Consider the following 24308-nt stretch of genomic DNA (forward strand, 5'->3'; position numbering starts at 1 on the left):
TGTTACCTCGCTTACTTTCCGTTTAGCTTACCTGTCCTTATTCACTTGGTTTCTTACCTTCCTCCGAAGTCAATATAACCTTTCTCACATAACTCGAGCCTTGTTGTATTTTTGTTAAATATCACTTCAAGTTATCAATGGTTACTGGTAATAATGTCAATAGTGATTTTGATGTTGTTCTCTTTGAGCGAGTAATGACGGGTAGAGCTTGATTCAGGGAGCGATAATGAGTTCTGTAAGAAAGGTATTGGCAGCGGTTTTAAGTTGCTTGATGTTGCTATGGACTGGCAATGCAATGGCAAACGTGGCCAAAGTGTCGGTTTCACAAGTTGTTGACCATCCAGATCTGAATGCGACACGTTTAGGGCTTCTTGAAGGATTGAGAGCCAATGGTTATGAACCCGGTAAGAACTTAGAATTCTCCTATGAAATGGCGAATGGTAACCCGGCTCAGGCAGCCAAGATTGCCAGAGAGCTCGTCAGTGAAAATCCACATGTACTTGTTGGTATCGCGACACCGACTTCACAAGCCTTAGTGTCGGCGACTCGCTCGATTCCTATCGTGTTTACCGCGGTTACGGATCCTATCGGCGCTAGGCTCGTTAAACAATTAGAAAAGCCGGGGCGTAATGTCACGGGGCTTTCTGACTTATCTCCGATCACTCAGCATGTGTCATTAATCAAAGAACTGCTCCCTGAAGCTAATTCAATCGGTGTAGTTTACAACCCAGCAGAAGCAAATGCCGTTGCGTTAGTTGGGTTATTGAGAAAGGCAACTCGAGATTTCGGTTATACACTTCACACCGAAAAAGCGCTGACTGTTGACGATGTCGAAGCAAAAGCAGAATCCATTGCTAAGAAGTCCGATGTTATCTATGCCTTGACCGATAATACGGTTGCAAGCGGCATGGAGGGTCTTATCAAAGCGGCTAACCATGCAGATACGCCAGTCGTCGCAGGCGCCACATCTTATGTCGGAAAGGGAGCGATTGCTGGTTTAGGTCTAGATTATTATGATGTTGGGGTTCAGACCGCGGATTATGTCGCAGCCATTCTGGAAGGACAGAAGCCCGGGAAGTTGAGTGTCAAAACTGCGCAGAGCTCTCAGCTGGTGGTCAACCTAGATGCTGCTCGTGAGCTTGGCGTGACAGTGCCTCAATCTGTGATTGAGCGTGCGGTCATTAGCCGGTGAATTGAGTTTGGTGTTAGGTGAGCTAATAGGCCATAAGTCATATTATTAACAGCATTGAAATGGGCTCAGATAACAAACTCACCTGCTCTATATGTTGGCGCTTCTCTATTTTATTCATTTGTAAGCGGTTATTTGACCGTTAGGTGTGTCGTTAATATCAATTTACATTATTTTACGTCGAGCGAATTGCCGATTAATGTAATAATATTAATGGGGAAAATGAAAATAGCTGAACGCTAAGAGCACATTATATGAAAGTAAATAGGCACTTTAGCCTAACCTTTGTTTTCGGGTTTCCCGCTGTGATCGCCGCGATGTTACTTGGCCTAATAGGAAAGAATCATTTTGACGCGGTAGAAAAAGATATCAGTAGTGAGTTTCATCGTATTGAAGATGTGTTCAAAAGAACCACAAAAGTGGCGACAGCCCTAGACTACAGCTTCTCCAACTATTATAAATCAGGAAACCCTCTCTTTCTTGATCACAACAAACATGTTGTGGATGGTCTTTGCCAAATTTGGCCTATTGATGTATTGCTACTTGCCGACGGTAAAACCTCAGACATTCCCTCTGTCGATATCGACTATATGCTAATCGGTCAAGAGTCTCTTTGTTCTGAAAGCAGTGATAGTTATAAGAGCGCGTCAGAAAAAATAGCGTTAGCTCCTATTCTTTCATTTTTATCCCAGCTTGATGAATACCATGCCGGCGTGCACTTTATTGATACGAGCGGCTATGTGATCTCTTCACCTGAAGGTTTTGCCAAAGGGCTGAGCAAAGAGTTACTCGCGACCATAAAGAGTCGTCCTTATTGGCAGAAAACTGCCAACAACCCTGACCAACTCACCCTTTCAGGCCCTGGTTATCGTTTTGATTCCCTTGACCGTATAATCAGTATGACGATCCCTGTATTCCATAAAGGCGTTCACCAAGGGATGCTGTCGGTGGATATTAATGCTGACAAGCTGCTCGCAAACTCGAATGAGCATCTTGCAGGTCGGATCGATATCATTGATACCACTTTAGCGACTCCGGTAGATTCTGCTGCTTTTTATCACGAGATCAAACTGGATGGTGTCTCGTCTCACCATGCGATGTATTACAAATTAGACATCGCGAAAGAGGTTGAGCACTTTTTCGTCTACGAGAAAGACAGCCTTATTGTTGCCATCATTGTGTATCTGTTCTCAGTAACCATCTTCTTCTACGTCAATTCCAATATTGAACGTGGTTACTTCAAAGATCTCGCAGCCAAAGACCCTATGACAGGGTTATTGAATCGTCGTGGCTTAGAAGCGTTCTGGCGCAGTGTAGAGCACGATCAACTGTTTGCATTAACCGTCTTCGATATTGATGATTTTAAGTCAATTAACGACACCTACGGCCACGATAAGGGGGATGATGTGATTCGTTATATGTCGCGTCAGATCAGCAACAGTATTCGAAGTAGTGACGTTGCAGCACGGTTTGGCGGTGAAGAGTTTGTCGTTTATATGAAAGGCGAAGATCGTGAAACTTTGATGAGAACATTAGAGCGAGTGAAGAATGCGATTTGTTCCACTTCAGCCGACATTATTCCAAATGGATTTACGGTGTCTGGCGGTGTCTGCATTGTTGAAACTGAGCAAAGTAAACTTAACTTCGATGAGATATTTAAGTACGCCGATGAAAAGCTGTACGTGGCTAAGACGACGGGTAAAGACCGTCTTAAATTTTAACCACGTTATTGAATCGATGCTTTGTATGCAAATGAAAATGAAAATGAAAGAGGGAAGAGCGAACGTGTCTACCAAGCAAAGCTTATTTGCACCGGTAAACACGTTTGTAGCGTTGGGTATTTAACCCTAAACATAATCTTAAACAGGTTGGCGGCGTTCTTCTTGATAACGCTGAAGGCGTTCTACAATCGGTGGCGCCTTTTTGAAAGTACGAATTTCTTTAAACAGTTCGTTCGCTTCAGGGTAGCCTTTACTTAGATAAACAAACCACTGCTTCACTCTATTGGGGTAGTACATGCCTTTGTCCCCTTTAATTTGAAACTCTGAATAGCGCAGCAAAAGTTCAATGACTTTATCCCACGGCATTTTCTGGTGGTTGTGCTTAACGACGTTACCAAGGTTTGGAATATTGAAAGCACCACGGCAGACCATTAATGAATCGACGCCTGTTGCTTCTATGCAATCTTGACCATCTTGATAGTTCCAGATCTCCCCATTAGCAATCAACGGCAGAGATGTTTTTTCTCTTATTTGATTGATGAAGTCCCATTTGATTTCGCTGGCTTTATAGCCGCCAACTTTGGTTCTTGCATGCACGGTGAGTTCGTCAGCTTTGGCTTGTTCGATGGCATCGACGATTTCAAAGCACTCTTCCGGATGCTCCCAACCTAATCGAATCTTTGCGGACACAGGAATGTGTGCCGGTACCGCTTCTCGACAGGCGTTCACCACTTGATAGATGAGCTCTGGCTCTTTTAGCAATGAAGCGCCACCATTACTTTTGTTGACCGCTTTTGCTGGGCAACCAAAATTAAGATCGATCCCTTTCGCGCCTAAGCTAGCAGCTTGAAAAGCATTCTCGGCCATCCAATTTGGGTGTTGCCCTAGAAGTTGGAGATGGATTGGCACACCAGCCATGGTCTGAGAGCCTTGATGTAGCTCAGGGCAAATACGGTGGAACACATGCGGGGGAAGAAGTTGATCTACGACGCGCACAAACTCTGTCACACAGAGATCGTAATCATTAATCTCTGTGAGAATTTCACGCATTAGGTGGTCTAGAACGCCCTCCATAGGGCCAAGTATTACGCGCATGTTGCTTTACCAAAACTGAATGAACCGAAAAATTCGAGGCGTGATTGTACGGTGTGCTTACAGAATTGTCACTATGAGTGTGGTGCATGTCTTAATGATGGTTTCGTCTCTTAATAGCGACATCTTTGGGAGGATGGCGTTATAATATCGAAAATGCCCAATATCCAGAGCTTTCATGACATATCAATTATTAAGCCTACCAGAATCAATCACTGACATTACTCCGCAGTTTATGGAAGGTGCAATCCTTGCCTCTAACTTAGCGACCAAACCACTCGATCCAGAAGAGTGGCTGGTTATCGTTGCGCCTGAAGCGGGTAAAGAGCTGGTAACAACGGTAACAGAACAGATTAATCGCCAGCACAACCTGATTCAGCGTAATGAATACCTATTAACAGACGTACTGGCTGAAGGTGACTTTAACGAACAGTTCGCTGATTTTTCTGAAGGCTTCATGATGGTTTGGCCAACAGTGGAAGAGCAGTGGCAGAGCGTGACAGTCGCGGATGGTACTCTGCGCATGTTGCAAGCGCTCTTAACCACCTTGATGCTTGCGATTGATGAAGAGCAAACTCAACAACAAATGATCGCTGCAGGGCTTACTAACCCACCATCGCTTGCCGATTTAGTGGGTCAAGTCGATCTGATGATCTCAGAAGTGGCAATGGCAGCGGATGAAGCTATGTTGGGCAATAAGTCCCAGAGCGTGAACCCGTTTAAAGACATTGGTCGAAACGACCTTTGCCCTTGTGAAAGCGGCAAGAAGTTTAAACAATGCTGCGGTAAAAGCAGCTAATCACGGCTTGTTGAGCAACTAAGTTTGTGTGAATAACAGACTCTCTTAATATGTTCAAAAGCTTAAGTAATAAAAAAGTCGACCTCGTGGTCGACTTTTTTGTTGTCCAAGTGTCAACGGCTTACTGCAAGTCCTTTTTCGACTTCACAAATTGAGAAATAACCACAATACCGAAAGCAACCAAGTTACCTGCAAAGATAATTACTAGCCACTGAGGCATAGAAAGATCGAAGAACTGCCACACAACCTTGCTGCAATCGCCGTAAGCCTCAAACATCCACGGAGCCCATTGGTTTAAAGGCGCCCAGCTAGGGAAGGTTACGAATAAGTCGCAGGTTGCGAAAGGGGACGGATTGAACTGGTAATCGACGTGCTCTAAAGCAAGCATCAAACCTTTGTATGCGCCAAATCCCCAGCTAGCAAGGCCTAACCAGCGTGATATTGGGTTATTCGGGGCAATCGCACCAATCATGGCGGCAACACCGATAGCGAGCATAGCAACGCGCTCATAGATACACATCACGCAAGGACCAAGCATCATCACGTGTTGGAAGAAGAGAGCGCACGCTTCAAAAAAGACAATAAAAGCCAGCAGTAAAAGCCAAGATAAACGTCCCTTAGAGAAGTCTTTGATCATTGCTAAAAAGTTCACGAATTGAATCCTGTCTATAAAATAAAAAAGCCCTGATTACTCAGAGCTTTTTATCTTGGATAAGTTTCCTAATCAACTAATATTTTTGATTAGCTAGGGCGTGTTGACCTTTCGCGATTAAATTTTGTTCGAGATAAAAGCGTTTTAATCGCGGCGAGGGGGAAGTAGCCTAGTCATTCTAAGCAAATCCCCCTCAACAAAGAGTAAAACGCTTTTTGCGGGGGCGCCCAGCTCGAACCCTTCGGGCAGTGTTTGCTGGTCATTTCTACTACGTTATCGGCTTCTCATGTAGGCTAGCTACACATCAAAGCCTCTGCCTTGTATAAATACCCAGCAACTCGCTGCAAAAATCAGCTCGAAAGGTCAACACGCCCTCGACACACTTATTGTGGTTTGCGACACAATGTTTAGCTTAATGACCACCAGAGATAACTGGAGCAACGACTTCACCAGTGCGTTGAATGATCCAACCTGCATCATAGAACCATGCTGTCATTGGCTCTACGAAGAACACAATGCCTGCTAGGCCAACCAGTGCCAATACGATGGTGTATGGCAACGCCATGATAACCATGCGACCGTAAGACAATCTAATTAACGGAGCAAGTGCTGATGTTAATAGGAATAGGAATGCAGCCTGGCCGTTTGGCGTTGCAACAGAAGGTAGGTTAGTACCAGTGTTGATAGCAACAGCAAGTAGGTCGAACTGATCACGAGTGATGATGCCTTCAACCAGTGCAGTTTTCACTTCGTTAATGTAAACCGTACCGACGAACACGTTATCTGAAACCATCGATAAAATACCGTTGGCAATATAGAAGAGTGCGAGCTGTGCGCCTTTATCTTCAACGTGAAGTACTGCATCGATGACTGGCTTAAATAGAGCTTGGTCGATGATCACAGCAACAACAGCGAAGAAAACGGCAAGAAGTGCAGTAAATGGCAGCGCTTCTTCAAAGGCTTTACCCATAGAGTGTTCTTCAATAACACCCGTAAATGCTGTAGCTAAGATGATCACAGACAGGCCAATCAAACCTACTTCAGCAACGTGAAGTGCAAGGCCGACGATAAGCCAAACTGCGATTGCACTTTGAACCCATAGTTTTGCTACGTCTTGCTTTGTGCGGTTTGCACGTTCTTTGTTGTCAAACTCAACTAAGATTTGGCGAACATTCATTGGTAGTTGAGCACCGTAACCAAACACTTTGAATTTCTCGACAAGTGCACAAGTTAAAATACCGCAGAAGAAAACAGGTAGTGTTACTGGCAGCATACGGATGATAAATTCACCGAACTCCCAACCTGCTTGCTTAGCAATTACCAAGTTTTGTGGTTCTCCTACCATGGTCATTACACCACCCAGTGCTGTACCCACACCAGCGTGCATTAGCAGTGAACGTAGGAAAGCACGGTAGTTTTCTAGGTCATCACGAGTTAGCTCTGAGATCTCTTCATCATGAGTATGATCGTGCGAAGACGTTGTGCCCTTGCCTGATGCAACCTTGTGGTAGATAGAGTAGAAGCCGACCGCAACGCTAATAACTACGGCGATTACTGTTAGTGCATCTAGGAATGCTGATAAGAAAGCGGCAGCAACACAGAAGGCAACGGAGAGTAAAATTTTAGATTGGATGCCAAGCAAGATCTTCGTGAAAATGAACAAAAGCAGTTCTTTCATGAAGTAAATGCCAGCAACCATGAATACGAGCAAGAGTAATACAGGAAGGTTTGCTTGCAGCTCGTGATAAACCATTTCTGGTTTGGTCATGCCAATGGCGACTGCTTGAATAGCTAATAGACCACCCGGTTGAAGTGGGTAGCATTTGAGAGCCATAGCTAGAGTGAAAATAAACTCAACCACCAATAGCCAGCCCGCAACAAATGGGTCAACTAGGAAGAAAACAAACGGGTTGATGATTAAAAAGGAAATGATGGCAAGTTTATACCAATCAGGAGCTTTACCAAGGAAGTTCTTGATAAAAGCGTTTCCGAGAGACATCGGCATGTTAATACTCTTTTATGTTGATTATGAATAGACAAGCAATACAACATTTTGAGAATCGAGCTATAGAAATTGTTAAAAACTATAACTAACAGTGACTTAGAAAAACTACATTCCATGTAATGTTCTGTGGTCTTGCCAAGTCACTCCCTTAGAAACTCAAGCACTGCTTATTTTTGAGCGCAACTTTACTCTTAGATAACATTTAGTCAACAGGAAAAGCCCTGTAGCCCTAAAAATACCTCTTTTTTGTTGAGAAACGCGATCAAAGTAGCGCAAGCATACCACTTAAAATGTGATAAAAACCGACTAGAATCAATATTTCAGCGAAATGATTGAAAATTACAGAATAACGACGGCTTATATATGATTATTACAACTTAATATTGCAAATTAATAGCTTTAAAAATATGACCAATCCCATTGATTTTAAAGAAAAATTGTTGTGTTAACGGTTTGTTTAAATGGTGGTTTAGAGTCGCTTGCTTTACAAACCTGAGGTGCAAACGTGTGCTGAACTTTAGAGTTATAACTCTAACGGTGTTTAGGGTGAGTAAAATTTTTGAGGGTGTTTCCGCTAGGTGTGAACTAGTGGTATGATGAGTAAATTAGAACAGAATAATTAAATTGGATTGAAGTGTAGATGGTCATTAAGGCGAAGAGCCCGGCAGGATTTGCAGAGAAGTATATCATTGAAAGTATTTGGAATGGCCGTTTCCCTCCAGGTTCTATCTTGCCCGCAGAGCGTGAGCTTTCTGAGCTGATTGGTGTTACACGTACTACGCTTCGTGAAGTACTACAACGTCTTGCTCGTGATGGTTGGTTGACAATCCAACATGGCAAACCAACTAAAGTTAACCAGTTTATGGAAACCTCAGGTCTTCATATCCTTGATACGCTAATGACGTTGGACGTTGATAACGCAAGCAAAATGGTAGAAGACCTGCTTGCTGCTCGTACTAATATCAGCCCGATCTTTATGCGTTATGCATTCAAAGCAAACAAAGAAGCTTCAGAGCGTACTATCAGTAACGTGATTGAATCTTGTGAAGCGCTACTTGCGGCACCAACTTGGGATGAGTTCCTAGAATCGTCGCCATACGCTGACAAGATCAAACAAGCGGTAAAAGAAGATTCAGAAAAAGATGAAGCGAAACGTCAGACGATCTTAATCGCGAAGACTTTCAACTTCTATGATTACATGCTTTTCCAACGTTTGGCATTCCACTCAGGCAACCAGATTTACGGCCTGATCTTTAACGGTGTGCGTAAACTTTATGACCGTATCGGTAGCTACTACTTCTCTAACCCAGAAGCACGACGTTTAGCGATGGACTTTTATAAAGAGTTGTTCATTATCTGTGAAAGTGGCGAGCGCGAAACTTTGCCATTAGTGATTCGTAACTACGGTATCGCAAGTGCACAAGTTTGGAATGAAATGAAAACGACATTGCCGACGAACTTCACTGAAGACGACAGCTAAGCCATAGGTTTACTATTGTTGTTCCTGTTTAGTCAGTGACGTAAAGAAAACGAAAAAGCGGCGAGATAATTCAATTATCTCGCCGCTTTTTATTTATCTGTCGTTACTAGAAAATTATCAGTGGGTCAGTTACTTACCTATGACGAGTAATTTATCTATGTGTAGCAACTTAAAATTTATCTAGGAGTAGTAACTTAACCCGTAAACTCTTCTGAGTCTGGACGGTTGGTAAATTGCACACCGTTTAGAAAATCGCAAAGTAGTTGGTCTTCACACACTTTGTAGTTTTTGTTTTCTGGCTTGCGGAAGTAAGCGCCGATTTCGTACTTGCTCAAGCTAATGCCAACCACTTCTAGTACGTCCAAAACATCTTCTGCTTTCATGTTCAATGCGATACGAAGCTTCATGAAGATCATGTTGTTCGTCAGTGCAACTTCAGGTTTAGGTTGCTCGCCTTCTTTTTTGCCACGCTTAAGGTTGATGAAACCATTTAGGAATACCGCTAACTCTTTATCTTTCATCTTAGAGCATGACTTGTCGTTGTCATCTTTTAGCCAGTTAATCACTTGGTCATGAGCAACAGTCACATCAGCTTGTTCGATAGCTTTGATGATTTGTGCATTTTTAAGGTTTAGTGCGTGTTGAATACGACGCAAGATTTCGTTGTTAGTCACTGGGGATTCCTAAAAAGGGTTTTAGAGTAAAGAGGTGTTGGTTTAGCCTATTTTTGTCGACGAACCAATTTCTACTCTACATAGCATAGTTGACGGCGACTCTAACAGAGAACGCTAATTTTCGGTAGATATAAAAAATCCCCAATGCTGATTAACTCTTTCAAGTCAAAAATGCATTAGGGATTTAGTGATGGGTGCTTGTTATCTGACTGGAGTCAGAATTACATTACACGCATACCAGGTTGAGCACCTTCGTGTGGCTCAAGGATCCATAGGTCGCTGCCGCCAGGGCCCGCTGCTAGGATCATGCCTTCAGACATACCAAACTTCATCTTACGAGGTTTTAGGTTTGCTACCATTACAGTTAGCTTGCCTTCTAGCTCTTCAGGTTTGTATGCTGATTTGATACCAGAGAATACTTGGCGAGTCTCACCACCGATGTCTAGTTGGAACTTCAGTAGTTTGTTCGCTTTTGGTACTTCTTCACAAGAGATGATACGAGCGATACGCATGTCTACTGCTGCAAAGGCATCGAACTCAATCTCGTCTGCGATTGGCTCTTTGTCTAGCTCAGTTTGGCTTGCTTGCTCTTTTTCAGCTTCTGCTTTTTCTTTCGCTGCTGCTTCAGCGGCTGCATCTTCTTTAGAAGACTCAACCATTGCTTCCACTTTCTTAGGGTCAATGCGGTTGAATAGCGCTTTGAACTTAGTGATCTCGTGATCAGTTAGCGGAGTAGCAATCGCTTCCCACGTTAGCTCTTCGTTTAGGAAAGCTTCAGTGCGAGCTGCAAGCTCTGGCATCACTGGTTTCAGGTAAGCCATCAGTACGCGGAATAGGTTAATACCTACAGAAGAAACTTGTTGAAGCTCAGCTTCTTTGCCTTCTTCTTTTGCAAGAACCCAAGGTGCTTTTTCGTCGATGTACTGGTTAGCTTTATCCGCTAGTGCAGTGATTTCACGGATAGCACGGCTGAATTCACGAGTTTCGTATAGCTCACCGATACGCTCAGCAGCAGCAACGAATTCGTTGTATAGCTCAGGCTCTGCAAATTCAGCAGCTAGCTTGCCTTCAAAACGCTTAGTAATGAAGCCAGCGTTACGAGAAGCTAGGTTAACAATCTTGTTTACTACGTCAGCGTTTACACGTTGAGTGAAGTCTTCAAGGTTAAGATCTAAGTCATCGATGCGGCTGTTTAGTTTCGCAGCGTAGTAGTAACGTAGACACTCAGGGTCTAGGTGGTTTAGGTACGTGCTTGCTTTGATGAATGTGCCTTTCGACTTAGACATCTTCGCACCGTTCACTGTTACGTAGCCGTGTACGAATACGTTGTTTGGCTTACGGAAACCTGCGCCGTCTAGCATTGCTGGCCAGAATAGGCTGTGGAAGTAAACAATGTCTTTACCGATGAAGTGGTAAAGCTCAGTTGTGCTGTCTTTCTTCCAGTATTCATCGAAGTTTAGATCGTCACGTTTGTCACATAGGTTCTTGAAAGAAGCCATGTAGCCAACAGGTGCGTCTAGCCATACGTAGAAGAACTTGTCTTTTTCGCCTGGGATTTCAAAGCCGAAGTAAGGTGCATCACGTGAGATATCCCACTGTTGCAGACCAGACTCAAACCATTCCTGCATTTTGTTTGCAGTTTCATTCTGTAGAGAGCCAGAACGAGTCCACTCTTTAAGCATGCTTTCGAACTGAGGTAGGTCGAAGAAGAAGTGCTCAGAGTCTTTCATTACTGGAGTTGCGCCAGAAACCGCTGATTTAGGGTTAATTAGCTCAGTTGGGCTGTATGTCTCACCACAGTTATCACAGTTATCACCATACTGGTCTTCTGACTTACACTTAGGGCAAGTACCTTTTACGAAGCGGTCTGGTAGGAACATCTTTTTCTCAGGATCGAAAAGCTGAGAAATAGTGCGGCTAGAAATGAAGCCGTTCTTTTTAAGTTCTAAGTAGATGTGAGAAGCTAGTTCACGGTTCTCTTCGCTGTGTGTGCTGTGGTAGTTATCAAAGCTGATATCAAAGCCAGCGAAGTCTTTTTGGTGCTCTTCACTAACAGCAGCGATCATCTCTTCTGGCGTGATACCCATCTGTTGAGCTTTAAGCATAATTGGCGTGCCGTGAGCATCGTCAGCACAGATGAAGTTTACAGTGTTGCCACGTAGACGCTGGTATCGAACCCAGATATCAGCTTGGATATGCTCAAGCATATGGCCAAGGTGAATAGAGCCGTTAGCGTACGGAAGCGCACAAGTTACCAAAAGTTGTCTTGGATCAGTTGCCATACTTAATAATTCGCTTTTTTGATAGGTATAAATTTGAGAGGTAATACTACTTTATAACGTGTGATACGCCAAGGTATCAGACTAAGGATTCCCCTAGTTTTTTAGGGGTTCAGTCTTCATCTCGTGGGTGATAGCATAAATAAAAAAAGGAGTCCCAATGCGTAACTTTACTTCTAAGCAAGATTTCTGTTCATGGTTGAATGAGTTCGAGTCACCAATCCTCATCCCAGAGTGGGCGCTACACCAAAATATTGTATCGGTTGATCCGCGTGGATCATTTGTTATCACCTTACCTTTTGCCGCTAATCAGCTTGCGGTTGAATTGGAACAGTGGATTCACTCTCAGATTGAACAACAGCTTGTTAGCGCTTTTCAGTTTGAAGTGAAGGTGAAGCCGTCTGCGTTAGAAACCACGGTTGCGACACCATTGAAGGGGGTGAAGAACATCATCGCCGTGACATCTGCAAAGGGTGGGGTGGGTAAATCGACCACTTCAGTCAACCTTGCTTTGGCTTTATCTAAGTCTGGTTCAAAAGTGGGTTTGTTGGATGCGGATATCTATGGTCCTTCTGTACCTATGATGCTTGGCCAATTAGATGCGAAACCAGAAGTCCAGAATAACAAGTGGATGATGCCAATCGAAGCGCACGGTATTTTCACTCACTCTATCGGTTATCTTGTGTCGAAAGATGACGCTGCGATTTGGCGCGGTCCAATGGCGGCCAAGGCTTTAGGTCAGCTTGTTAACGAAACCGTATGGCCAGAGTTGGATTATCTAGTTATTGATATGCCACCGGGCACGGGCGATATTCAGCTGACGTTATCGCAACAGATCCCAGTGACCGGGGCTGTAGTGGTGACCACTCCTCAAGATTTGGCGCTAGCGGATGCACGTAAAGGCGTAGCGATGTTTGATAAGGTGAGTGTGCCAGTCGCAGGCTTAGTTGAAAACATGAGCTATCATATTTGTAGTCACTGTGGTGAGAAAGAGCATATCTTTGGTGTTGGTGGTGCCGAAGCTATGTCAGAAGAGTTTTACCTCGATATTTTGGCACAGATCCCTCTTCATATTGATGTGCGAGAAGATATCGATGCAGGTTGCCCGACGGTGATTCGTCGTCCAGATAGTGAACATACACGTCACTACTTAGAGCTTGCAGAGAATGTGGCTGCGAAGATGTTCTGGACCGGCAAGGCGAGACCAGAAGCGATTAACTTTTCTTTGGTTGAATAGCGAAAGATAATCAAAAAGTTGTGTTAATCATGTTGGATTAGATAAATAGCGGTTGGATTTAGGCTGATAGCCATTGGGGTTGTGCAAATAGTTGTAGGCAAGTTATTTGAAAGCAAACGATTGCATTCATTAAATGCATTGATATCATCAATTTGACTGCAATTAGCTAAAATGGCGACTAGAATCTATGTGCTTTAGCCCCTATAATCAGGCGGTTTATCTCTTCCCACCACCAAACCATATCGGGTGCAAAATTAATGTCTGATAATAATCAATGTGTCATCGTAGGTATCGCTGGCGCTTCAGCTTCAGGAAAAAGTCTGATTGCTAGTACAATTTATAATGAATTGCGCGAAAAAGTAGGCGACCATCAAATTGGTGTTATCACGGAAGATTGCTATTACAGCGACCAAAGCCACTTGAGTATGGAAGAGCGTGTTAAAACTAACTACGATCACCCAAATGCACTAGATCATGATCTTTTATGTGAACATCTACAGCAGCTAATGAGTGGCAACGCCGTAGAAGTTCCTGAATACAGCTACACAGAGCACACACGTACTTCTGAAACGACTACACTTACTCCAAAGAAAGTGATCATTTTAGAGGGTATTCTGCTTCTAACAGACCCGCGTCTTCGTAAACTAATGCACGCAAGTGTGTTTATGGATACACCATTAGACATCTGTCTATTACGCCGTGTTAAGCGTGATGTAGAAGAGCGTGGTCGTACAATGGACACTGTACTTAAGCAATACCAAGAAACAGTACGTCCAATGTTCATGCAGTTTATCGAGCCTTCAAAACAACATGCAGACATCATCGTTCCTCGTGGTGGTAAAAACCGTATTGCGATTGATGTGCTAAAAGCGCACATTGCGAAGTTGTTGAAGTCTTAATCGAATAAAATTTTGCCTAAGTGACTCACTTAGCTTTATTTTTTACCGAATCAGTGGCACTTTTATAGTGCCACTTTCTTTTGGAATCTAAGCAAGGAATATGCGGATGAAGAAACTACTCATTTTCATAGCTGTACCAGTGTTTGTTGTCGTTGCAGCAATTCTGGCACTAGTGCTGTTAGTGAATCCCAACCAATTTAAGCCATTAATTGTCGAACAAGCCCAAAAACACACAGGCCTAGAGCTAGTGATCGAGGGTGATATCAGCTGGCAATTCTTCCCATCCATTGGCTTTGAACTTGGTCAAACTGAATTACGCAACCCTGAAGGTTTTACGCAACCTAACCTATTTAAGGTTGATACCGTTGGCGTTGACGTTTCGGTTACTCCGCTATTTAGCAACCAACTAGAGATCGGCAACATTACTCTAGATGGTGCAGAATTCTATTTAGAAACGCTTAAAGATGGTCGCAAGAACATTGATGCACTAACGCAAGCGTCAGCGCCTCAAGAATCTGAGCCTGCAGCAGGCACAAGTTCTGAATCAGCGCCTGCCCCTCAAGAGCAAACTACCACAGACGCATCGGGTTGGACGATCAACCTTGCAGGCGTAACTGTATCAAACGCATTGTTTGAAATGGACGACAAGCAAGCGGGTTCATTCACTAAGCTATACGATGTGTCTTTGAATCTTTCTGAGTTTGCCGTTGATACATGGACAACCGCGACATTTGCGGCTTCTGGTGAGAACAATCAACAGAAGTTCTCTGCACAAGGCAGTGCAGAATTCAAATTAGCTGAAGGCTTTGCAAGTTACGCACTTCGTAATATCGACTTAAACGCTAAGTTCAATGATCCAGCGACGTCGATTGAGTCAGCAAAAATTGGCTTGAATACGTTTGAGTTCGATAAGGTAAACCAACTGACTTACGCTGTAATCGGTAATGCAGCTGGCCTTGACCTTGATCTTAAAGGTGGCGGTGAACTTACTGTTGATAGCGCGATTTCAAAAGTAACGCTGAACAAGTTAACGTTAGACTCAACATTCAAAGGCGACACGCTTCCTCAGTCTCCAATGAAAGTCGACATGCTGTCTGACTTAAGCTTCGATCTTAACAAGAGCCACCTGAGCTTTGTGTTAGAGAAGCTACAAGCTAACGCTATTGCATTAGACGGTAAAGCAGACGTAATCCTATCTGAAATACCAAAGGTTCGTTTCTCTCTTCATAGCCCGAATATTGATTTAGATGAATTCTTAGGCTTAGGCAATACAACAGAAACAGCGAGCACAGCGCCTTCTGGTTCTGCTGGTGGTTCAACGTCAAGTTCTGGTAGTTCAGATCCAGCTAAAGAAGTGGAACCTGATCTGTCGGCTCTGAAAACGTTAGACGTGAAAGGTGACATCACGATTGATAAGTTCAAGGCGAACAACGCGAAGATGCAGAATGTTAAAACCGCATTTTCGGTTAACCGTGGTATCGCAGAGCTAACCTCATTCACCTCGAATCTTTACCAAGGTTCTATTTCTGCTACTGCAAAGTTAGACGCTCGTAAAACACCAGCGACTTACACGGCTAAGAAGAAAATCAAAGGCGTGAAAGTACAACCGTTACTGGTTGATGTTGCAGATAACGATATGCTGGAAGGTACCGGTAATATTGATGTCAACGTGAAAGGTAAGAGTCTAACTCCGACGGGTATCAAGAAAAACCTAGTCGGTACTATCGCGATTAACTTTGAAGATGGTGCAGTTAACGGCATCAACGTAGCTCAACTGATTCGAGAAAACTACGCTAAGATCAAGGGCGAGAAAGTTGAAAGCACAAATGAAGCTCAAAAAACGGACTTCAGTGCAATGAAAGCGACGCTGAAAGTGGATAAAGGTTGGGTTTCAACTAACGACTTATCAGCACAGTCGCCACTGTTACGTGTGACAGGTCAAGGTAAAGCAAACTTCATCAATGAAACGGTCGACTTCCTTGTGCGTACATCAATTGTGGGTTCACTTGAAGGTCAGGGCGGTAAGAGCATCGACGACCTGAAAGATGTGACTATCCCAATTAAGGTAACAGGTCAGTGGGCAGCCCCGAAATTTGCACTTGTTTTTGATGATGTATTGAAACAGAAAGCACAGAAAGAAATTGATCGTGGTTTAGAAAAGTTAGACGAAAAGTACGGTGACAAGATCAAAGATGAGAAAACAAGAGACGCAGTAAACGGTCTACTAAAAGGTTTGTTTAACTAGTCTTCATCTCATTTAAAAATGAACAAAGCGCCACTCCTGTTGTAGGAATGGCGCTTTTTATTTTTGGCTCGATAATACTCAAGAGAGATTCCCTATGACACTCGTCCCTCGCTCTAGGGAATGACGATAGGCCGTCGTCCTTTGTTCAAGAGCGTAACGGCCTAGTGGTCGTCATCCTCGAGAGGGAAGAATGACCGAGTCGGGGACCTCTGGTTGAAGGTGATTACCAGTCAACGCCTTGTAGCGCTTTAACACCAGATTCAAAAGCGTGTTTCACATTGCGAACTTCAGATACTGTATCTGCTATCTCAGTAAGAGTACGGTGCGCGCCACGACCTGTAATGATGACAGACTGCATCTTCGGGCGGTTATTCAACGCCTCAACCACTTCATCGAGTTCGATGTAACCGTAGCTAACCATGTAAGTCAGTTCATCAAACAGAATCACATCGATCGACTCATCAGCCAGCATGCGTTGGCACTCTTTCCATACACGCTGCGCAGCTTCAATATCTTGCGCTTTGTTCTGAGTTTCCCAAGTAAAGCCTGTGCCCATGACTTGGAACTCGACATCAAGCTTTTGCAGAACGTTTTTTTCGCCGTTATCCCAGGTACCTTTAACAAACTGAGCAACGGCGCATTTCTTACCATGACCAACTGCACGTGTAATCGTACCAAAACCGGATGTTGATTTACCTTTACCGTTACCCGTGATGACCAGCAATAGGCCTTTTACTTCTTGTGCTGCAGCGACACGTGCATCGACTTGTTCTTTTACTTTCTGTTGTCTTGCTTTGTGGCGTTGTTCTTTGTTGTCTTCAGTCGACATAACAAATCCTTTTAAGTTGTGATTGCGTCTATCATAGCCTAACTTAACGATAGCAAAAACCATCGGAAGAACAGGTGATTAGGGATGAAAAAGATACTCGTAGTTTGTATGGGGAATATTTGCCGCTCGCCAACAGGTGAAGCGGTGCTAAGGAAGAAAGCGCAACAGCTGGATATTGATGTTGTGGTCGACTCTGCGGGGACGATTGGTTTTCATCAAGGCAACCCGCCAGACTCGCGATCCAAATCTGCAGGAGAGAAGCGAGGCTACAGCTTTAAGGGGATTACTTCTCGTAAAGTGGTAGATAATGACTTCGAAGAATTTGACCTGATACTCGCGGCCGATAGGGCGAATTTAGACGACTTAATGAGCCAATGCCCAGTTCACCTCCAATACAAGCTCGCATTATTTTTGAGCTTTGGAGAGTCACAATATCAAGAGATCCCCGATCCGTATTATGGTGAGGGAAATGGTTTTGAATTGGTGTTGGATTTAATCGAAGAGTCTAGCGAAGCGATACTGCGTTCGATGTAGTGTAGGAACAATGTACGTCGTTTTGTTATCAGCGTAAGGGCTGACCGATAGGTATAAAAAAGGCCGACATTGAATGTCGGCCTCTCTAAATCTAACTTAAAGCTACAGCTAAGATTACTTAGACATTACTTTGTAGATTGGGTCTTCTGCAACGTTCGCTTCAACTAAGCTACCTGCTTTGTGCAGCATAGCAACACAGTCTTGGCTTAGGTGGCGAAGGTGAAGTGTTTTACCTAGCGCCGCGTAACGGTCAGCAATCGTGTCGATCGCTTCAATTGCAGAGTGGTCAGTCACGCGTGAGTTTGCGAAATCAACGATTACATCTTGTGGATCGTTGTATGCGTCAAACAACTCTAGGAAGTTAGCCGTTGAACCAAAGAAGATTGGGCCGTTAACTTTGTACTCTTTTGAGCCTTCAGCGTTTACTGATGTATCTGCGTAGATGTGTTTAGCATGTTGCCAAGCAAACATTAGCGCAGAAGCGACAACACCAACACCTACTGCCACAGCAAGATCAGTCAGTACTGTTACTACGGTAACAAGAACGATAACGAAGAAGTCTTGTTTAGGAACGCGACGCGCAAGCTTGAAGGTTGCCCATTCAAATGTGCCGATAACAACCATGAACATTACGCCCACAAGTGCTGCTAGAGGAATCATTTCAATCAGTGCAGAACCGAACAGGATGAACATCAGTAGTGCAACTGCGGCGACGATACCTGAAAGACGACCACGACCACCTGAGTTTACGTTGATCATCGATTGACCGATCATCGCACAACCACCCATCGCACCGAATACAGAACACGTTACGTTAGCCATACCTTGACCAACACATTCACGGTTAGATTGACCACGAGTGTTTGTCATTTCGTCTAGTACTGTCAGTGTCAGCAGAGATTCAATCAGGCCGATAGCCGCAAGGATAATTGCGTAAGGCAGGATGATCTGTAGTGTATCTAAAGAAAACGGAACAGCAGGAATTGAGAATGTTGGAAGAGAGCCCGCTAGCGTAGCAGCTTCGTCACCAGACATTGTACGTAGGAAGTCGACAACAGTGCGAGTTTCAAGGTCAAGACCCACAACCAAAGCCGTTACTGTAACAATAGCAACTAATGAAGATGGTACTGCTGTTGTTAGCTTAGGTAGGAAGTGGATGATAGCCATTGTAAGGGCTACTAGACCTAGCATTAGTGTCATTTGACCGCTTGGTAACCAAGTCAACGCACCTGTTACGTCTGGCGCTTTAAATTGACCAAGTTGAGCTAGGAAGATAACAATGGCCAAACCGTTCACGAAACCAATCATTACTGGGTGTGGAACGATACGGATAAATTTACCTAGTTTAAATACACCTGCTGCAATTTGCAGAAGGCCAGCCAGCATAACGGCTGCGAATAGGTATTGAACACCATGGGTTGCCACTAGGCTCACCATTACAACGGCCATTGCGCCGGTTGCGCCAGAAATCATACCTGGACGGCCGCCAAAGACAGAAGTGATTAAACCTACGATGAATGCTGCATAAAGACCAACCATTGGGTCAACGCCAGCAACAAAGGCGAATGCTACAGCTTCAGGTACCAGAGCCAGGGCTACTGTAAGACCTGAAAGCACGTCATTCTTTACAGAGTGCTTTGAAAATTGTGGGAATTCGAACATGTTTGCTCAGCTATGCTTAAGATGGATTTACCGACACGGGTGTATTGCGTAGCCAAACAGTGATGGAAAAGAGCGGCAATAGCGAAGTGTCGAAAAGATAAGTGCGCGAATGCTACCCAAAAATGTGATTAAGTTCAAGGTTGAACCTAACTTTGAGTAATATATCTGTTAATTTTTATTCGATTAGTAGATATGAAAAAGGCTGCTTTAATAAGCAGCCTTTGATTCTATTTACTCGCGATTACCTATCAGTAATCACTAGTAGTTTGGCTTAGTCATCGCCGCGCCAGCTTTGTTCGACGCTGCCTGACTGCCTGCACCTTTCGATACAAAACGTTCAGTGCGGAACGGAGCTGCAATCACTTCAATCTCTTTGATCTCTTGAGGACCAGGAGCTTTAGTCATTGGTGAACCGGCTTGCTTCTTAGCAACAGCTGCCTTTGGTGCCGCTTTAGGAGCTTCTGCTTTAACAACAGGTGCTTCTTCAACTTTTGCACTTTCAGCTTTAGGCGCTTCAGCTTCAACAACTGGTGTTGCTTCTGCTTGCACAGCTTCTGCTACAACAGGCGCTTCAACTTTCGTCGCTTCTGCAATCACTGGAGCTTCAACTTTCGCGGTTTCAACAACCACTGGTGCTTCTTCAACGACTGCAGGAGCTTCAACTACAGCAGGAGTCTCAGCTACTTGAGCTTCAACAGCAGCATCTTCACGACGGATGATAACTTTACCCATTGCAAGCTCTGGACATGCGAAGCCGCCAGTCATTGCTACGTTGCTTTGTGGCGCCGTCTCTAGAGCAACATTCTGCTCTTGAACAGATGTTTGAGCTTCAGCTGCTACTTGAACTTCAGCCACTTCAGGCTTTGCCTGCTTGTGGTGAGGTTTTGGAATGAAGCGAGGCATCACTTTACCCATAGCCATCTCTGGAGAAGCTACACCACCTTTACGTAGGCGGAATGGGTTAGGGCGACGATCACGACCGCGACGACGACGTTGACCACTTGCACGTAGGTGACGTGGAGAACGACGGTTACGACGTTGTTTCGGCTCTTCCTGTTCAGTTTGCTCTGCATTCGCTTGAGTTGCTTCTACTTGTTCCGCAACTTTTTGCTCTTGAGCTACTGACTGTTCTTTTGAAACAGATAGTTCTTTAGCAGCAACCTGCTCTTTTGAAGCGTTATCTTCAGCTTGAGCTTGTTGGTCTTTAACACGAACTTGCTTGTTCAGTTTACGACGCTGACGACGCTCTTTAATCTTAGCTGCTTTCGCTTCAGGTTTAGCCTTAGGCGCTTCCGGTTTACCAGCTTGTGCTTCTGCTGCTAGCTGTAGACCTTCTTCTGCTAATTTAGATGGTGCTTGCTCTTCGCGTTGCTTCTGCTCATCACGTGGCTTGTTGCGACGGTCTTGCTTAGGCTTGCGAGGCTGACGAGTTTGCTGTGGAGCTGCTTCTTTTTGCTCTTCAGGCTTCTCATCACGAGCTGGCTTACGGCGGCGTTTGTTGTCACGGTTTTCGTTACGATTGTCACCACGTTCACCACGGTCGTTACGCTGTTCGCCACGCTCACCACGTTGGTTACGACGACGGTTATCGTTACGATCACGGCGTTGACGGTTGCCGTTGTTACGATTGTTTTTAGGTTTTTCTTCTTCTTTCTTCTCTTCTTCTTTTTTCTCTTCTTGAGTTGAAGAGCCAAATAAGAAGCTACCGATAGCTTTGAAGAAACGACCAATTAGGCCTGGTTCTTGAGTCGCTGCTGGTTCAGCTTTCTTCTCTTCTACAGCTTTAGGTGCTGGAGCAGGAGTTGGTGCTGATTGAGCAGGAGCTGCGAAGCCTTTCAGAGCAGGTTCTTCGATCTTCTTAGGACGAATAGTCTGTTCAGCAGGCTCTTTGCTTTCCGCTTCTTTTAGAGCTTCTAGCTTGTTAGGCAGCAAGTAAGATAGTAGATCGAACTCTTCACCTTCACGAACACGGATAACCTCAAAATGCGGCGTTTCCATGTCTGAGTTAGGAACAACAGTGATCTTAACTTCTTGGTTCTTCTCGATGTGGTTTACTGAGCGACGTTTTTCGTTCAGAAGGTAAGAAGCGATTGGAACAGGCACAACAGCAAGTACTTGTGCTGTGTTGTCTTTTAGAGCTTCTTCTTCAATCAAACGTAGAACAGAAAGTGCTAGAGATTCGTTATCACGAACAACACCAGTACCTGTACAACGAGGACAAATGTGGTGGCTTGCTTCTGCTAGTGATGGGCTCAAACGTTGACGAGACATCTCTAGAAGACCAAAGCGAGAAATACGACCAATCTGAACACGTGCGCGATCTAAACGAACGGCATCACGTAGACGGCTTTCTACTTCGCGTTGGTGGCGAACCGGGGTCATATCGATAAAGTCGATTACAACAAGACCACCTAGGTCACGTAGACGTAATTGACGTGCAATTTCATCGGCAGCTTCTAGGTTAGTGTTAAGTGCTGTTTCTTCAATATCGCCGCCCTTTGTTGCACGAGCAGAGTTGATATCGATAGAAGTCAGTGCTTCTGTTGGGTCGATTACGATAGAACCACCAGATGGAAGACGAACTTCACGTTGGAAAGCCGATTCGATCTGGCTTTCAATCTGGTAATGGCTGAATAGTGGCACTTCACCATCGTATTTCTTAACGCGATTCATGAAATCTGGGCGTATTAATTGAATGTGCGCTTGTGCACGTTCAAAAATAGTATTGCTGTCGATTAGAATCTCGCCAATATCACGACGTAGGTAGTCACGAATTGCGCGAACAATAACGTTACTCTCTTGGTGAATTAGGAAAGGAGCTGCATTTGAATCAGAAGCTTGCTTGATAGCGCCCCAATGGTTCAATAGAACATTCAGGTCCCACTCTAGCTCTTCTGCGCTTTTGCCAACACCCGCTGTACGCACGATTAAGCCCATACCTTGAGGAAGCTCAAGAGTGCTTAATGCTGCTTTCAGTTGAGTGCGTTCATCACCTTCGATACGACGAGAAATACCGCCAGCACGAGGGTTATTAGGCATAAGAACTAAGTAACTACCAGCCAAAGAGATGAAAGTTGTCAGTGCAGCACCTTTGCTACCACGTTCTTCTTTCTCTACTTGTACGATTACTTCTTGGCCTTCTTTTAGCACTTCTTTAATGCTAGGACGGCCTTGGTATGTATAACCTTCAGGGAAGTATTCGCGGGCAATTTCTTTAAGAGGGAGGAAACCGTGACGTTCTGCGCCGTAATCAACGAATGCCGCTTCTAGGCTTGGTTCAATACGGGTAATACGTCCTTTGTAGATATTCGCTTTCTTTGACTCGTGACCTGGACTTTCGATATCTAGATCGAACAGTCGTTGGCCATCAACCAAAGCGACACGCAACTCTTCTTTTTGAGTTGCGTTAATTAACATTCTTTTCATTTAGAAATTCTCATTGTCTTTTCTTATTTTCATCATTGTTCTTATCGCTTTATTTCGTTTCTCATGGTGCCAGATCCCATGGCTTTATCGGTGCAGCCTCCCGGCTGGAGAGGGATGCTCTGGGGCACGTCAGTCATCATAGGGAGTTAGCCTATGATCCGCGATGTGGCGGTGAATACTCAACATGAGTGTACGTGAGTAGAGCGATAAGGAACTCAGTTGACCGTGTCTTACGCCGATTGCAGCACTGTCTAATCTGAGTTATCTACTCATTTACTTGCTTATGAATGGTTAGCTGTTTAAATAATAGTCAAACCATTGATAGCAGCTGTGAACTATAGCAGCGGTCGGTAAACACAGCAATCTGCTTTGTCGGAATGCTGTAAAAAAAACAGTTTTTGTTTGGGTTTTGATAGCTCTAACTCACTGTCTATAAATAATTTATCAATTGATATTTTAATTTGCAGGAATCTTGATGCTTTTTTGTTCGAAGAATCAAAGAAATATAGAACTTCAATGACCATTTTGGGATAGATCGGTAAGGATTAGGGATAAATAAGTTCGGAATAGGGCTAAGAAAATCTCAATTATCAAAAGTGACAGTGATACAATAGCGCAATGAGCGAAATTAGAACCCAAGTCCAATTCGTCGACATTGACGAAGATATGGCTGGTCAGCGTATTGATAACTTCTTACGCAACCAATTAAAAAACATCCCGAAAAGCATGATTTACCGAATCGTGCGTAAAGGCGAAGTCCGCGTAAATAAAAAACGCATCAAGGCTGAGTACAAACTAAAAGCTGGCGATTTAGTTCGTATCCCTCCGGTTACTATTGAAGAGAAAACAGAAGAGAACGTGCCGAGCACGAAACTCAACAAGGTTTCAGAATTAGAACAGTGCATCATTTATGAAGATGATCACATGCTAATTCTTAACAAACCGTCTGGCACTGCTGTTCATGGTGGTAGCGGATTAAAATTTGGCGCGATTGAAGCATTACGTGCTCTTCGCCCTGATGCTCGTTTTCTTGAATTAGTGCACCGTATCGATAGAGATACGTCTGGCATTTTGCTTGTTGCTAAGAAGCGCTCGGCGCTAAGACACCTTCAAGCACAGTTCCGTGAAAAAACGGTTCAAAAATACTACTTCGCTTTAGTTATGGGCGAATGGAAGAACAGCTGCAAAGTCGTCAACGCACCTTTGTTGAAAAATGAAGTGAACAGCATTGTTCGAGTTAACCCGAATGGTAAAGCTTCTGAAACCCGTTTTAAGGTTTTAGAAAAATTCCAAGAGGCGACGTTGATTCAAGCTAGCCCAATCACAGGCCGTACACACCAAATTCGTGTGCACGCTCAGTATACTGGTCACCCAATTGCTTGGGATGATCGCTACGGTGATCGTCGTTTTGATGCTTACACGGGTAAGGTTGGTCTTGATCGTCTGTTCCTACATGCAGCAAACATCAAGTTCACACACCCAGGTAGTGAAGAGAAGATGGATATCTCGGCGCCAATGGAAAGAAGGCTAGAGAAAGCCCTAACTGGTTTACGTAAGCTTTAAGAAGATACGAGATACGAGATAC

General features: G+C 44.2%; 17 protein-coding genes. 9 read left to right on the forward strand and 8 right to left on the reverse strand.

Going from position 1 to position 24308, the window contains the following annotated elements; genetic code table 11:
- The first annotated feature begins 226 nt into the window (after positions 1 to 226).
- Positions 227 to 1192, forward strand: coding sequence for an ABC transporter substrate-binding protein (locus AB4482_RS07615; RefSeq protein WP_017062167.1), 966 nt, complete (start codon positions 227 to 229; stop codon positions 1190 to 1192).
- Positions 1193 to 1443: 251 nt separating this feature from the next.
- Positions 1444 to 2910: a GGDEF domain-containing protein gene (locus tag AB4482_RS07620; protein ID WP_372109818.1), complete on the forward strand. Its 1467-nt coding sequence runs from the start codon at positions 1444 to 1446 to the stop codon at positions 2908 to 2910.
- 138 nt (positions 2911 to 3048) lie between these two features.
- Here the strand turns inward: AB4482_RS07620 and dusC are convergent, their stop codons facing one another.
- A complete protein-coding gene (gene dusC / locus AB4482_RS07625) occupies positions 3049 to 4005 on the reverse strand; it encodes a tRNA dihydrouridine(16) synthase DusC (RefSeq protein WP_017069187.1) in 957 nt (318 codons plus the stop codon).
- A gap of 175 nt (positions 4006 to 4180) precedes the next feature.
- On the opposite strand from dusC, the gene AB4482_RS07630 reads away from it, so the two are divergent.
- Positions 4181 to 4801 (forward strand): YecA family protein, encoded by a 621-nt coding sequence (locus AB4482_RS07630; RefSeq protein WP_017062164.1) that lies wholly within the window; start codon positions 4181 to 4183, stop codon positions 4799 to 4801.
- A 121-nt stretch (positions 4802 to 4922) separates the two neighbouring features.
- Here the strand turns inward: AB4482_RS07630 and dsbB are convergent, their stop codons facing one another.
- Positions 4923 to 5438 (reverse strand): disulfide bond formation protein DsbB, encoded by a 516-nt coding sequence (gene dsbB / locus AB4482_RS07635; RefSeq protein WP_029235613.1) that lies wholly within the window; start codon positions 5436 to 5438, stop codon positions 4923 to 4925.
- Positions 5439 to 5865: 427 nt separating this feature from the next.
- Positions 5866 to 7458: a Na(+)/H(+) antiporter NhaB gene (gene nhaB / locus AB4482_RS07640; protein WP_136973544.1), complete on the reverse strand. Its 1593-nt coding sequence runs from the start codon at positions 7456 to 7458 to the stop codon at positions 5866 to 5868.
- Between the two features lie 640 nt (positions 7459 to 8098).
- On the opposite strand from nhaB, the gene fadR reads away from it, so the two are divergent.
- Positions 8099 to 8938 carry a fatty acid metabolism transcriptional regulator FadR gene (fadR, locus tag AB4482_RS07645; protein ID WP_017062161.1) on the forward strand — a complete coding sequence of 280 codons (840 nt, stop codon included), beginning with the start codon at positions 8099 to 8101 and terminating at the stop codon, positions 8936 to 8938.
- Between the two features lie 194 nt (positions 8939 to 9132).
- On the opposite strand, the gene AB4482_RS07650 is transcribed toward fadR, so the two are convergent.
- Both AB4482_RS07650 and metG read right to left on the reverse strand, forming a co-directional pair.
- Positions 9133 to 9612, reverse strand: a complete 480-nt coding sequence (locus AB4482_RS07650) for a DUF1456 family protein (RefSeq protein ID WP_016783812.1) — start codon at positions 9610 to 9612, stop codon at positions 9133 to 9135.
- Between the two features lie 221 nt (positions 9613 to 9833).
- Positions 9834 to 11894 carry a methionine--tRNA ligase gene (gene metG / locus AB4482_RS07655; protein ID WP_372180764.1) on the reverse strand — a complete coding sequence of 687 codons (2061 nt, stop codon included), beginning with the start codon at positions 11892 to 11894 and terminating at the stop codon, positions 9834 to 9836.
- Positions 11895 to 12051: 157 nt separating this feature from the next.
- Here metG and apbC point away from each other — a divergent pair, with 157 nt between their 5' ends.
- The 3 genes from apbC (at position 12052) to AB4482_RS07670 (ending at position 16272) form a co-directional block, all read left to right on the forward strand.
- Positions 12052 to 13128: an iron-sulfur cluster carrier protein ApbC gene (gene apbC / locus AB4482_RS07660; protein ID WP_136978358.1), complete on the forward strand. Its 1077-nt coding sequence runs from the start codon at positions 12052 to 12054 to the stop codon at positions 13126 to 13128.
- A gap of 257 nt (positions 13129 to 13385) precedes the next feature.
- The gene (gene udk / locus AB4482_RS07665) at positions 13386 to 14027 is read left to right on the forward strand and encodes a uridine kinase (protein ID WP_004734002.1); all 642 of its coding nucleotides are present in this window, start codon (positions 13386 to 13388) and stop codon (positions 14025 to 14027) included.
- A gap of 106 nt (positions 14028 to 14133) precedes the next feature.
- A complete protein-coding gene (locus AB4482_RS07670; RefSeq protein WP_102427874.1) occupies positions 14134 to 16272 on the forward strand; it encodes an AsmA family protein in 2139 nt (712 codons plus the stop codon).
- A 223-nt stretch (positions 16273 to 16495) separates the two neighbouring features.
- Here AB4482_RS07670 and cobO read toward each other — a convergent pair whose 3' ends face one another.
- Entirely contained in the window at positions 16496 to 17101 is a 606-nt protein-coding gene (gene cobO / locus AB4482_RS07675) for a cob(I)yrinic acid a,c-diamide adenosyltransferase (RefSeq protein ID WP_017062158.1), read from the reverse strand.
- A gap of 84 nt (positions 17102 to 17185) precedes the next feature.
- Between cobO and AB4482_RS07680 the strand changes: the two genes are divergently transcribed.
- On the forward strand, positions 17186 to 17635 hold the full coding sequence (locus AB4482_RS07680; RefSeq protein ID WP_017067202.1) for a low molecular weight protein-tyrosine-phosphatase: 450 nt from the start codon (positions 17186 to 17188) through the stop codon (positions 17633 to 17635).
- Between the two features lie 114 nt (positions 17636 to 17749).
- On the opposite strand, the gene AB4482_RS07685 is transcribed toward AB4482_RS07680, so the two are convergent.
- Together AB4482_RS07685 and rne are read right to left on the reverse strand one after the other, a co-directional pair.
- A complete protein-coding gene (locus AB4482_RS07685; RefSeq protein ID WP_017062156.1) occupies positions 17750 to 19297 on the reverse strand; it encodes a SulP family inorganic anion transporter in 1548 nt (515 codons plus the stop codon).
- 258 nt (positions 19298 to 19555) lie between these two features.
- Positions 19556 to 22723 carry a ribonuclease E gene (gene rne / locus AB4482_RS07690; protein WP_371724735.1) on the reverse strand — a complete coding sequence of 1056 codons (3168 nt, stop codon included), beginning with the start codon at positions 22721 to 22723 and terminating at the stop codon, positions 19556 to 19558.
- A gap of 618 nt (positions 22724 to 23341) precedes the next feature.
- On the opposite strand from rne, the gene rluC reads away from it, so the two are divergent.
- Positions 23342 to 24286: a 23S rRNA pseudouridine(955/2504/2580) synthase RluC gene (rluC, locus tag AB4482_RS07695; protein ID WP_017054981.1), complete on the forward strand. Its 945-nt coding sequence runs from the start codon at positions 23342 to 23344 to the stop codon at positions 24284 to 24286.
- The last annotated feature ends 22 nt before the right edge of the window (positions 24287 to 24308 follow it).

It is taken from the genome of Vibrio sp. 10N.222.55.C7 (assembly GCF_041473335.1).
GTDB classification, from domain to species: Bacteria; Pseudomonadota; Gammaproteobacteria; order Enterobacterales; family Vibrionaceae; genus Vibrio; species Vibrio crassostreae_C.